This window comes from Confluentibacter sediminis, from assembly GCF_003258355.1.
Taxonomy (GTDB): domain Bacteria; phylum Bacteroidota; class Bacteroidia; order Flavobacteriales; family Flavobacteriaceae; genus Confluentibacter; species Confluentibacter sediminis.
In genome coordinates this window covers 1-12,319 of sequence record NZ_QKPO01000016.1, presented here as the reverse complement: position 1 = coordinate 12,319, position 12,319 = coordinate 1, and the positions used below count along the sequence as shown (strand labels likewise).

Here is a 12,319-nt window from a genome sequence, read left to right as displayed (position 1 = left end):
TGTGGATAAGGTACGGATTTAGTGTTATTCTAGTCATGAATCTTAGGTATGGAAAGCTCTGAAAAATTTATTTCCAAGCACCAAGTACTTAAGGAACATACTGGATTGTTTGTGCTTTCCCTGGACATTACCAAACGATGAGAGTAAAAACAACTATAAACAATAAAGGACGCCTATGGCGTCCTTTATTGTTTATTCAAATTATTATTTTACACCTGCAATACTCCTAAATTAAATGGTTTTTCAATAGGAGCGTGATTGGCAGCTTCAATACCCATACTAATCCATTTTCTGGTGTTTAGCGGATCAATAATGGCATCGGTCCATATTCTGGCGGCAGCATAATAGGGGGATACTTGATTATCATATCTATCTTTTATTTTATTAAAAAGTTTTTCTTCTTTCTCGGGAGTAATTTTTTCTCCTTTTTTATCAAGTGAGGCTTTTTCAATTTGAAGCAACACTTTTGCTGCAGAATTCCCACTCATTACTGCCAGTTCGGCACTTGGCCAAGCCACAATAAGTCTTGGATCATAGGCTTTTCCACACATGGCATAATTACCAGCGCCATAACTATTTCCAATAATAATCGTGAATTTTGGGACGACACTATTACTAACAGCATTTACCATTTTAGCGCCATCTTTAATAATTCCGCTATGTTCACTTTTGCTACCAACCATAAAACCTGTAACATCTTGCAAAAACACTAATGGAATTTTTTTCTGATTGCAATTGGCTATAAAGCGCGTTGCTTTGTCGGCACTATCATTATATATAACACCACCAAATTGCATTTCGCCTTGTTTGGTTTTTACAAGTTTTCGCTGATTGGCAACAATACCAACCGCCCAGCCATCCATTCTTGCATAACATGTTATAATCGTTTTTCCGTAGCCAGCTTTGTATTCATCAAATTCAGAGTTATCAACTAAGCGTTTTATGATTTCATACATATCGTATTGCTCCACACGGCTTTTCGGTAAAATGCCATAAATATCTTCGGGGTTTTCTTTAGGCTTTTCTGGATGAACTCTATTAAAACCAGCTTTGTCATAATCCCCAATTTTATCAATGATATTCTTAATGGTGTCTAATGCTTCGGCATCATCTTTGGCTTTATAATCCGTAACCCCCGAAATCTCGCAATGTGTCGTAGCACCACCTAATGTTTCATTATCTATATGTTCACCTATGGCAGCTTTCACTAAATAGCTTCCTGCTAAAAAAATACTACCTGTTTTGTCAACAATCAGAGCTTCATCACTCATTATAGGTAAATAAGCTCCACCAGCAACACAACTGCCCATAACGGCGGCAATTTGCGTAATACCCATGCTACTCATAATAGCATTGTTTCTAAAAACACGACCAAAATGCTCTTTATCGGCAAAAATATCTTCTTGCATGGGTAGATAAACACCAGCACTATCCACTAAATAAATAATAGGTAATTTATTTTCTATAGCAATTTCTTGGGCACGAAGATTTTTTTTTGCCGTTATAGGAAACCAAGCACCCGCTTTTACAGAAGCATCATTGGCGACAACAATACATTGTTTGCCTTTAATGTACCCTATTTTAACAACCACACCACCAGAGGGACAACCGCCATGTTCTTCATACATAGCTTCACCAGCAAAAGCAGCAATTTCTATAGATTTAGCATTAGAATCCAATAAATAATTAACACGCTCATGAACCGTCATTTTACCTTTTTCATGTTGCTTTTCTAAAGCAGCTTTTCCACCACCTAAATGTACTTTAGTAAGTCTATTGTTAAGTTCTGACACTAAAAGTTTGTTATGGTCTTCGTTTTTGTTGAAGTCTATATTCATGTATTCGTTTGTTTGTGGCTAAAGTACAAAAGTTGTTTTTCCTATGAAATACCAAACTTTTATTTAAAGATAATGTTTTATGCTCTTAATAAAACTTCAAAATATATTACATGGAAATATATTCCTTGGAATATAAAATTATTATTTTTATCTTTGTATCAGAATTTAAAATAAATAAATATGAAAAATATAATAGCTTTTGCTGGTTCTAACAGCAAAAAATCAATTAATAAGGACTTAGCAACTTACGCATCTAGCTTGGTTGAAAATGTAAACGTTTCAATACTAGATTTAAATGATTACGATTTACCTTTGTATGGAATCGATTTAGAAAATGAAAAGGGTATTCCGGATGATGCTTATAAGTTTCTTGATATATTAAAAAATACCGACGGTATTATTTTGTCTTTAGCAGAACACAATGGTACCTATTCTACGGTATTTAAAAATTTATTTGATTGGTTAACAAGGATAGAAGGAAAAATGTTTTATAATAAACCCATGCTTTTAATGGCGACATCACCAGGAGGGATGGGAGGTTCAACGGCATTGGCAATAGCTAAGGGTAGATTTCCTTTTCATGATGGCAATATTATTGAATCTTTTTCCCTACCTTTTTTTAGTAATAATTTTTCAAACGGAAAGATTACTAACGAAGATTTCAATACTCAATTAAAAAATGCTGTAGAACAATTTCAAAAAGCCCTTTAAGCATGCAAATTTCTCAACAAGATAACGGCAAACAAGGAAAGTTTTTTGTTGAAGTGGACGGAAAACAGGAAGCATTGATGACATATGTTAATGATGGTCAAAATATTATTATTGAGCATACAGAAGTTAATGATGCTTTAAAAGGGCAAGGTGTTGGTTATAAGCTTGTTGATGCGGCAGTTGATTTTGCTAGGATAAAAGGAATAAAAATTAATCCGTTATGTCCTTTTGCTAATGCAGTATTCAAAAAGAAATCACAACAATATTCAGATGTATTATATAAATAATAATCATGGGAGATTTAGCAAAAGATATTAATTCAAAATTCAAGAATAACAGATCAAAAGCATTGTTAAATATTTTATATACAGCAAACTGGATAAATAGTTATCAAAATGAGTTTTTTAAATCATTTGGTATTTCTCCGCAGCAATACAACATCCTTAGAATATTAAAAGGAGCAAATGAGCCTTTAAATGTTCAAACTATAAAAGATAGAATGGTAGAGCGTTCACCAAACGTCACGCGTTTAATGGATAAGCTTTGTGCTAAAAATTATATTGAAAGATTAGCTTGTTCTGGAGACAGGCGTGTAGTTAAAATAGCCATTACAAATGAAGGCAAATATTTATTAGAATCTATTCCAGAAGATTTCAGTAAAGAATTGCTCAAAAATTTAAGTGAAGAAGAAGGAGAGCAGTTAAGTAATTTACTTGATAAAATGCGATAAATTCTTAGGAAATCAGGAATCTATAATTGCAATAGCAATTAATAAATAGGTGGCCACTTTTGTAGAAATAAAGAAAATAAAATAATAAAATGAAAACAGTAATTCATAGGGCAGATAGTAGGGGTTATGCAAATCATGGTTGGTTACAAGCAAATCATTCATTTAGCTTTGCGAATTTTTATAACCCTGAAAAAGTGCACTTTGGGGCATTAAGAGTACTAAATGATGATATTATTGCACCCAAAATGGGGTTTGGTACACATCCCCATGATAATATGGAAATTATTACCATTCCATTAAAAGGTATCTTAAAGCATAAAGATAACATGGCAGATGAATGGATACCTGTAAAACCAGGAGAAGTTCAAGTTATGAGTGCAGGTACAGGTGTTCAACATTCAGAAATTAATGGTTCAATTGAGGAACATCTAGGACTATTCCAAATTTGGATTATGCCCAATAAACAAGATGTTAAACCGCGTTACGACCAAAAATCGTTCGATGTAAAAGATAGAAAAAATAAGCTTCAAACTTTGGTTACATCCATTGACGAAAACCATGAAGGAAGTTTGAAAATACATCAAAACGTCGTTATATCTATAATAGATTTAGATAAAGATACATCATTTACATACTCATTAAAAAGTCAAAACCAAGGGGTTTACGTTATGACGGTTTTTGGAGATGTTTTAATAAATGGAAATGTTTTAGGAACTAGAGACGCTATAGGGATTTCAGACACAGAATCATTTGAAATCAAAGCATCAGAAGCCTCAAGCTTATTATTTATTGAAGTGCCAATGACATTTTAAAATATTTATAAGCATCCTTAAACAGGATGCTTTTGTTTTATTTTGTTTCACACAGTGTGTTTTAATGATATAAAGGAAAAAATAAGAAACTAGAAACAAAGAAAAGCCGGAGATTCAGGATGAAATAAACTCATTAGACTCATCATCTATTACATCTTCATCCTTAATAAACGAATATTCCAAGTTAGAACTAGAGATTAATTTCCATGCAGATTCTAGAGGGGTATCACTATTATAACCATAGCTTTGTCTGAGCAAAGATTAAAAAGTACGATTGATTACGTGTTCAAAAATGGCTTGGAAACCAATAGAATTACAGGAAAGGTTTAGGGGAATAAAAGTTAGTGAATGAATACGACAATAACACAAAATGTTCTAAAATTAAACATAGGGAGAATAGAAGCTCTGAATTTAAAATAGTTAATCATCAAATATAGACAATTTTAAAATCTTATAATTAAGCATCCTCACAGGATGCTTTTTTGTTTAAAAATACGATATTTGTAACTTCTTTATAATTTTAATTATCTGATTATGTCAATGAATAAAAATACAGTCCTTGCTTGGGCTACAACAATTATGATTTTGGTTGGTTTATTACTTATAGGCATGGGAGCTTTTAGGTATGATGATGTTGCGGGTTGGGGGTTTGCTGCTGTAGGGTTAGGTTTTTTTGCAATTGCATGGGTTTTTAATGCTCTAAAAGGCAGAGTATAATTCTATTAATAACGAAATAAAATAACATTCAAATATGAGTGACGATAAGAAAGTAATCTTTTCAATGACAGGTCTTACAAAGACTTTTCAAGGTGCTAATACACCAGTTTTAAAAAACATTTATCTAAGTTTTTTTTATGGAGCTAAGATTGGGATTTTAGGTCTAAATGGTTCTGGAAAATCTACTTTACTAAAAATTATTGCTGGCATTGATAAAAATTATCAAGGAGATGTCACCTTTCTTCCTAATTACACCGTTGGTTATTTAGAGCAAGAACCAAAATTAGATGACAATAAAACCGTTATGGAAATAGTTCGTGAGGGAGCAGCTGAAACGGTTGCTATCCTTGATGAATACAATAAAATAAATGATATGTTTGGTCTGGAAGAAGTGTATTCCAACCCAGATAAAATGGAAAAACTAATGAACAGACAAGCAGAACTTCAAGACCAAATTGATGCTGCTGGTGCCTGGGAATTGGATACTAAGTTAGAAATAGCAATGGATGCATTGCGCACTCCAGATGGTGATAAAAAAATAGGTGTTTTATCTGGTGGTGAGCGTCGTCGAGTTGCATTATGTCGTTTGTTATTACAACAACCAGATGTATTATTGTTAGATGAGCCAACCAACCATTTAGATGCAGAATCGGTACATTGGTTAGAACAACACCTAGCTGAATACAAAGGAACCGTTATAGCTGTGACCCACGATAGATACTTTTTGGATAATGTAGCTGGCTGGATTTTAGAATTAGATAGAGGAGAAGGCATTCCTTGGAAAGGGAATTATTCATCTTGGTTAGACCAAAAATCAAAACGATTGGCTCAGGAAAGTAAAACGGCATCCAAGCGTCAAAAAACATTAGAGCGTGAGTTGGAATGGGTTCGACAAGGTGCGAAAGGCAGACAAACCAAGCAAAAAGCACGTTTGAATAATTATGACAAATTATTAAGCCAAGACCAAAAACAGTTAGACGAAAAACTGGAGATTTATATTCCGAATGGTCCAAGACTAGGTACTAATGTTATTGAAGCTATTGGCGTCAGCAAGGCATATGATGATAAATTATTATACGAAAATTTAAACTTTAAATTACCGCAAGCAGGAATAGTTGGTGTTATTGGTCCGAATGGTGCAGGTAAAACGACCATTTTCAGAATGATTATGGGAGAAGAAGTTGCAGATAAAGGTGAATTTAAAGTAGGGGAAACAGCCAAGCTAGCTTATGTAGATCAAAAGCATTCTAATATAGATCCTGAAAAATCTATTTGGGAAAACTTTAGTGATGGTCAAGAGCTCGTTTTAATGGGAGGAAAAGAAGTCAATTCAAGAGCTTATTTAAGTAGGTTTAACTTTTCTGGAGGTGAACAAAACAAAAAAGTAAAATTGCTTTCTGGAGGTGAACGTAACCGATTGCACTTAGCCATGACACTTAAGGAAGAAGGGAATGTATTGCTTTTAGACGAGCCTACTAATGATCTTGATGTGAATACGTTACGTGCTTTAGAAGAAGGATTGGAAAACTTTGCAGGTTGTGCAGTTGTTATTAGTCACGACCGTTGGTTTTTAGATAGAATATGCACCCATATATTGGCATTTGAAGGTGATAGTCAAGTGTATTTTTTTGAAGGGGGTTTTTCTGAATATGAAGAAAATAAAAAGAAACGTTTAGGTGGCGATTTGATGCCGACACGCATTAAATATAAAAAATTGGTTCGTTAGAAATAAATTATATTTGACCAACAAAAAAGCCTGCTTTTTGCAGGCTTTTTTGTTATAGAGCTTTATTTGTCATCTCCGCCATACATATGACCTTCTGTAAAATCTTTATATTTTTCTTCTTGCTTTGCTAATTCTTCACTTAATTTATCAAGCTGTTCATTTTCCTTTTTCAGCTTATATGATTTTCTAATTCCTAAAATCAATACAATAGCAAAAAACACAACAACAATAGATAATACAGTAACTATTTGCTTGTCATCTATTAATAAAAAGGATATTTGGTGATAATGTCGCATGAGTTAAAAATTAATTGCAATAATAATTAATCAAATATAATGCTTTTTTTATATGTTGTTGGAAGAATTTAAATGAGAGATTTTAAGCCTACAAATTTTAGATTTGGTATTTTTATCGAAATTTAAAAATGGAAAATAGCATTCTTTTATTTTTTGTGATAAATGGATTCTAATAAAATTATAAAGCCCTAAAGCAGGAATTTTAAATGATTACAAAACGAATTAAAAATATAGTAAGCAAATTACTTTCCGACAATTATTATATCTTAAAAAAAATAACTTTCGATTATAAACTACGCAATGGTAAGTGGGTAACTCAAGCTAGAGAAGTATATAACAGAGGCGATGGTGCAGGTATTTTACTTTATAATAAAGAAAAACAAACCATTATATTGATTAAGCAATTTAGAATGCCAACTTATATGAATGATAATGAGGATGGTATGCTCATTGAAGTTTGTGCCGGTATGCTAGATAAAGATGACCCAGAGGCATGTATAATCAGAGAAACTGAAGAAGAAGTTGGCTATAGAATAAAAGAAGTTAAAAAAGTATTTGAAGCCTACAGTTCTCCTGGTGTTATGACTGAAAAAATGTATTTTTTTGTTGGTGAATATACAGATGCTATGAAAGTCAGTGAAGGAGGAGGTTTAGATAGTGAGCATGAAGATATTGAAGTGCTTGAAATGCCTTTTAAAAAAGCCATTGATATGCTAAACCATGGTGAGATATTTGATACAAGAACCATTGTTTTATTACAATATGCACAGCTTCACAAACTTTTAGAATAAGATTAATTAAATAATCTTTTTAATAACTCTTAATTTATGGGTATGTTCTTTTTTGTCAACATTATAAATGCCATAATGGTCTAAGCGATCTATTCTTACTTTACCATGAGCATGGATGATGTAATTGTCATTCATAATAATGCCTACATGAACAATTAAACCGTCATTATTGTCAAAAAAAGCTAAATCACCAGGTTCGCTTTCTTCAATAAAACTTAAGGCTTCACCTTGTGTCGCTTGTTGAGAAGCATCTCGTAAAAGTTTGTAGCCATTGAGTTTGTATACCATTTGTGTAAAACCAGAACAATCTATCCCGAAAGGTGTTTTTCCACCCCATAAATACGGACTATTTAAATATAAAAAGGCCGTTTCAATTAAATTGTTTTTTGAAAGAATACCATCAATTGTATTGCCATCATGGCTATGGTTTAAAATAGATAAACCATTTAATGAAGATCCTAGTAAAATAGGATGTAATTGATGATTTTCGTCTTGAATGAATTCAACCAAATCAATAGATAATTTGGGTTCAGATGTATTTAGAAACGTATACTGACTTTCATCAATATCTTTATATTGTTTATTATCTATCCAACCTTCATAATTATCAAAGGCAACTCTAATTTTGCTCCAGAATTTACGTTGCTCCAAAACCTTAAAAAAATCACCATATAACAATTGAGAAACCAATTCGCTTTTATCTGTAGGTTCTAATCTTAAAGGTACTACACTTAAATTACAAACTCCGTATTGCATTTACTAATATCGATTAACTATTTTATTATTGATTATTAGATACGACAGCGCAATTTGAAAATTTAATTTTGAAAAAAGCATAGATTGTGTTAAAAAGTATATCATTAAAAAGAAATTATTAACGCTCAATAATAACAGCAGAAGCACCACCGCCACCATTACAAATCGCTGCAGCTCCAATTTTTGCATTATTTTGCTCTAATATATTTAGTAAAGTAATTAAAATTCTAACCCCAGAACATCCCAACGGGTGGCCTAACGATACAGCACCACCATTGACATTAACATTTTTATCGTTAAGACCTAAAAGTTTCATGTTGGCTAAACCCACTACAGAAAACGCTTCATTAAATTCAAAAAAATCTACATCGTTTATCGTAATTCCAGCTTTATCTAAAGCTTTTGGTAGTGCTTTTGCGGGAGCCGTTGTAAACCATTCTGGCTCATGTGCAGCATCTGTATAGCCTTTTATGGTTGCTAAAATTTTAATACCCAACTCATTAGCTTTGTCTTTACTCATTAAAATCATGGCGCCAGCACCGTCATTTATTGTTGAAGCATTGGCAGCTGTAACCGTTCCATCTTTTGAAAATGCAGGGCGTAATAATGGAATTTTATCTAAACTAACATTAGTAAATTCTTCATCTTGGCTTACAATTATAGGTTCGCCTCGGCGTTGAGGCACTTCAACGTGCACAATTTCATTATCAAATTTTCCTGCTTCCCAGGCGTCAGTAGATCGCTTATAAGATTGTATGGCATAAGCATCTTGGTCTTCCCGAGAAAATCCATATTTTATAGCGCAAGCATCTGCACAAACGCCCATGGCATTTTGGTCGTAGGCATCAACCAAACCGTCTTTTTGCATGCCATCAATTAAAGATGTCGGTCCAAATTTGGTGCCTGTCCTAGCGTATAAATAATGTGGAATTAAACTCATGTTTTCCATGCCTCCTGCAACAACAATATTATTATCTCCTATGGCGATGCTTTGTGCAGCTTGCATCACGGCTTTCATGCCAGAAGCACATACTTTATTTACAGTAGTGCAAGGTACTGTATTTGGGATACCAGCATGTATAGCAGCTTGCCTAGCAGGAGCTTGTCCATTGCCCGCCTGAACCACATTGCCCATTAAAACTTCGTCAATTAATTCTGGCTTTAAATTTATTTTATTTAAAGCTCCCTTTATAGCAATAGCGCCCAGTTGCGTAGCGGGAATAGTCGATAAAGCCCCCATAAAACTACCAATTGGTGTTCTGACAGCGGATACAATAACCACATCTTTAATCATTATTCAAATTTTTAGCTTATCAAGTACGAAATTAATCATTTTTTAGTAGAAATAAGATGGATTACTCTATTATAAAAGTTAAAAGAAGCCTTAGAATTTATTACATTTGAAATGAGCTTAATTATAAAAGCTATATGTTTGCTATGCGAATTCTGTGTGACAATTATAAAGTCATATGTGACAGACAAAAACCTTAACAATTATAATGCAAGACTTCATAAATAAATTATACAGAAATCATTCTTTAATTTACAAAGCATTATTATTTATATGTACTACGTTTTTAATTGTTTATTTCTTTCCGAAAAGTGGAAAATTTAAATATAATTTTGAAAAAGGAAAACCGTGGCAATCAGAAAATTTATATGCACCATTCAATTTTGCTGTTAAAAAATCCGATGAAGAAATAGCTACTGAAAAGCAAAATATCATCGATCATTCCATTGTTTATTTTAATGAAGATCCCGCTATTGAAAAGAAAGTAGTTGATTTATTTGAGGTAGAATTTAAAAAAACGATTTCAGATTCTTTATCAAAATCGAAGTTAAAAAGTTTATATAATGCAGGAAATGAAATTATTAAAGAATTATATCATTTTGGAATTTTAAATGAAAATTATAATTTCCCTGATGATAGAGTTACTGTTATTCTAGAAGGTCAGGTTAAAAAGCACAATACACAGTTTTCAAATTTAATTACGCAAGACGAAGTAAAATCTGTTATAAGCAAAATACTTTCAGAACATAATTTAGATGCCTATAAAACAGTATTTGTGTCATTGTTTTTTGATCTTGTTGAACCAAATTTAACTTTTAATGAATCTTTCACTGATAAAGCATTGAAAGATGACCTTGATAAAATATCGTATTCAAGAGGTAGTATAGAAAAAGAAACTTTAATTATTTCCAAAGGAGAAGTTATAGAAGGAGATAAATACCAAATACTAAAATCTTTAAAGTCAGAGTTCGAATCGCAAGTATGGACCAAATCCAACTATAACTGGATTCTATTTGCTTACACATTATTAGTTTCGCTGGCACTTTTAATGTTGCTCTTGTTTTTAAGAAAATACAGACTGGATATATTTGAAAACAATACAAAAGTTACCTTCATCTTTTTCAATATATTTTTAATGGTATTGCTCACCACAATGGTTGTTAATTATAATTCTAAATATATTTACGTTGTACCTATTTGTATTTTACCCTTAGTTTTCAAGGCTTTTTTTGATGCTAGATTGGGTATGTTTGCCCATGTTATTACAGTTTTACTATTAGGGTCTATTGTTCCCAATAGTTATGAGTATATGTTTCTTCAAATTATTGCCGGTATTGTAACTATTTTAACGGTTTCTGAATTATATAAGCGTGCTAATTTATTTATTTCGGTAGCACAGATAACACTTATTTATATCATTGCCTACTTTGCCTTTTTTGTAATCCATGAAGGCAGTGTGGAAACGATTAATTGGGAAACATTTATTTGGTTTATTTTATGTGGACTAGCTACATTGTTTGTGCAACCACTCATTTACGCTTATGAAAAAATATTTGGTTTGGTTTCAGATGTTTCACTTTTAGAATTGTCTGATACTAATTCAAAATTATTGAAAGAATTATCAAATGTTGCTCCTGGGACCTTCCATCATTCTTTAAGTGTTGCGAATTTGGCTGAAGCATCGGCTAGTGAAATAGGAGCTAATGCCATGTTGGTTAGGGTAGGTGCATTGTACCATGATATAGGTAAGATGAAAAATCCAACATATTTTACTGAAAATCAAACTACAGGGATTAACCCACATGATGAGTTGTCTCCAAAAGAAAGTGCCCAAATGATAGTCGATCATATTATAAATGGTATAGAAATAGCCAGAAAGTATAATCTTCCAGATAGGGTTATGGATTTTATAAGAACCCATCATGGTACTAGTGTTGTTTATTATTTTTATATGAAAGAAAAAGAGATAAACGACCATGCAGAGAGAGCAGATTTTTGTTATCCAGGACCAAAACCATTTAGTAAAGAAACAGCTATACTAATGATGTGTGATAGTGTAGAAGCGGCTTCAAAAAGTTTAAAGAATCCAACATCCATTAAAATTGATAGTTTTGTTGAAAGCATTATTAATAAACAAATTGAAGACGATCAATTTTTGAACGCAAACATTACTTTTAAAGAAATTGAATCTATAAAAAAAGTGCTAAAGCACAAGTTAGCAAACATTTATCATTTGCGAATTGAATATCCAGAATAGATGTATAAAAAAAGAATAAAAATAGTTGCGTTGTAAAAGATGATGCGTTACATTTGCAACCGCAATTTTATTGCAGAAGTTCTTTTATATTAGGAGAGGTGCCAGAGTGGTAATGGAGCAGATTGCTAATCTGTCGACGCGTAAGTGTCGCCAGGGTTCGAGTCCCTGTCTCTCCGCAAAAAAGAAGATAATCATTTTCGGGGTGTAGCGTAGCCCGGTTATCGCGCCTGCTTTGGGAGCAGGAGGTCGCAGGTTCGAATCCTGCCACCCCGACGAACCTAGAAATAGGAAGTATTAAAACACTGTTAATCGTATGATTATCAGTGTTTTTTTGTTTTTAAGGGTTTCAAATGAAACCAATTAAAATCATATAAAAGGTGTGCAAATCGGTGAA

The 12,319-nt window shown here is 32.6% G+C and carries 13 protein-coding genes and 2 tRNA genes; 10 read left to right on the top strand and 5 right to left on the bottom strand.

The annotated features are described in order from the left end of the window. Positions 1-209 precede the first annotated feature (209 nt). Positions 210-1,838 (bottom strand): acyl-CoA carboxylase subunit beta, encoded by a 1,629-nt coding sequence (locus DKT72_RS14400; protein WP_111309446.1) that lies wholly within the window; start codon positions 1,836-1,838, stop codon positions 210-212. 180 nt (positions 1,839-2,018) lie between these two features. On the opposite strand from DKT72_RS14400, the gene DKT72_RS14395 reads away from it, so the two are divergent. From DKT72_RS14395 to DKT72_RS14380, 4 genes are all read left to right on the top strand, one after another. Further along, positions 2,019-2,549: an NADPH-dependent FMN reductase gene (locus DKT72_RS14395; protein ID WP_111309445.1), complete on the top strand. Its 531-nt coding sequence runs from the start codon at positions 2,019-2,021 to the stop codon at positions 2,547-2,549. Positions 2,550-2,551: 2 nt separating this feature from the next. Then, positions 2,552-2,836 carry a GNAT family N-acetyltransferase gene (locus DKT72_RS14390; protein ID WP_111309444.1) on the top strand — a complete coding sequence of 95 codons (285 nt, stop codon included), beginning with the start codon at positions 2,552-2,554 and terminating at the stop codon, positions 2,834-2,836. 5 nt (positions 2,837-2,841) lie between these two features. Further along, the gene (locus tag DKT72_RS14385) at positions 2,842-3,279 is read left to right on the top strand and encodes a MarR family winged helix-turn-helix transcriptional regulator (RefSeq protein ID WP_111309443.1); all 438 of its coding nucleotides are present in this window, start codon (positions 2,842-2,844) and stop codon (positions 3,277-3,279) included. 89 nt (positions 3,280-3,368) lie between these two features. After that, positions 3,369-4,091, top strand: coding sequence for a pirin family protein (locus DKT72_RS14380; protein ID WP_111309442.1), 723 nt, complete (start codon positions 3,369-3,371; stop codon positions 4,089-4,091). A gap of 114 nt (positions 4,092-4,205) precedes the next feature. Here the strand turns inward: DKT72_RS14380 and DKT72_RS18280 are convergent, their stop codons facing one another. Further along, on the bottom strand, positions 4,206-4,349 hold the full coding sequence (locus DKT72_RS18280) for a hypothetical protein (RefSeq protein WP_162623320.1): 144 nt from the start codon (positions 4,347-4,349) through the stop codon (positions 4,206-4,208). Positions 4,350-4,625: 276 nt separating this feature from the next. Here DKT72_RS18280 and DKT72_RS14375 point away from each other — a divergent pair, with 276 nt between their 5' ends. Continuing rightward, a complete protein-coding gene (locus DKT72_RS14375) occupies positions 4,626-4,808 on the top strand; it encodes a CAL67264 family membrane protein (RefSeq protein WP_111309441.1) in 183 nt (60 codons plus the stop codon). Between the two features lie 34 nt (positions 4,809-4,842). Further along, positions 4,843-6,534 (top strand): energy-dependent translational throttle protein EttA, encoded by a 1,692-nt coding sequence (gene ettA, locus DKT72_RS14370; protein ID WP_111309440.1) that lies wholly within the window; start codon positions 4,843-4,845, stop codon positions 6,532-6,534. A 62-nt stretch (positions 6,535-6,596) separates the two neighbouring features. Here the strand turns inward: ettA and DKT72_RS14365 are convergent, their stop codons facing one another. Then, the gene (locus tag DKT72_RS14365) at positions 6,597-6,830 is read right to left on the bottom strand and encodes a hypothetical protein (RefSeq protein WP_111309439.1); all 234 of its coding nucleotides are present in this window, start codon (positions 6,828-6,830) and stop codon (positions 6,597-6,599) included. A gap of 206 nt (positions 6,831-7,036) precedes the next feature. On the opposite strand from DKT72_RS14365, the gene nudK reads away from it, so the two are divergent. Then, positions 7,037-7,621 carry a GDP-mannose pyrophosphatase NudK gene (gene nudK / locus DKT72_RS14360; protein WP_111309438.1) on the top strand — a complete coding sequence of 195 codons (585 nt, stop codon included), beginning with the start codon at positions 7,037-7,039 and terminating at the stop codon, positions 7,619-7,621. A gap of 6 nt (positions 7,622-7,627) precedes the next feature. Here nudK and DKT72_RS14355 read toward each other — a convergent pair whose 3' ends face one another. Beyond that, positions 7,628-8,377, bottom strand: a complete 750-nt coding sequence (locus DKT72_RS14355) for a C40 family peptidase (RefSeq protein WP_111309437.1) — start codon at positions 8,375-8,377, stop codon at positions 7,628-7,630. 118 nt (positions 8,378-8,495) lie between these two features. Next, positions 8,496-9,671 carry an acetyl-CoA C-acyltransferase gene (locus DKT72_RS14350; protein ID WP_111309436.1) on the bottom strand — a complete coding sequence of 392 codons (1,176 nt, stop codon included), beginning with the start codon at positions 9,669-9,671 and terminating at the stop codon, positions 8,496-8,498. A gap of 205 nt (positions 9,672-9,876) precedes the next feature. Between DKT72_RS14350 and DKT72_RS14345 the strand changes: the two genes are divergently transcribed. The 3 genes from DKT72_RS14345 to DKT72_RS14335 all read left to right on the top strand — a co-directional run bounded on the left by DKT72_RS14345 (position 9,877) and on the right by DKT72_RS14335 (position 12,198). Continuing rightward, positions 9,877-11,925 (top strand): HD family phosphohydrolase, encoded by a 2,049-nt coding sequence (locus DKT72_RS14345; protein ID WP_111309435.1) that lies wholly within the window; start codon positions 9,877-9,879, stop codon positions 11,923-11,925. A gap of 92 nt (positions 11,926-12,017) precedes the next feature. Next, positions 12,018-12,101: transfer RNA gene (locus tag DKT72_RS14340), tRNA-Ser, on the top strand. Positions 12,102-12,123: 22 nt separating this feature from the next. Further along, a tRNA-Pro gene (locus tag DKT72_RS14335) sits at positions 12,124-12,198 on the top strand. The last annotated feature ends 121 nt before the right edge of the window (positions 12,199-12,319 follow it).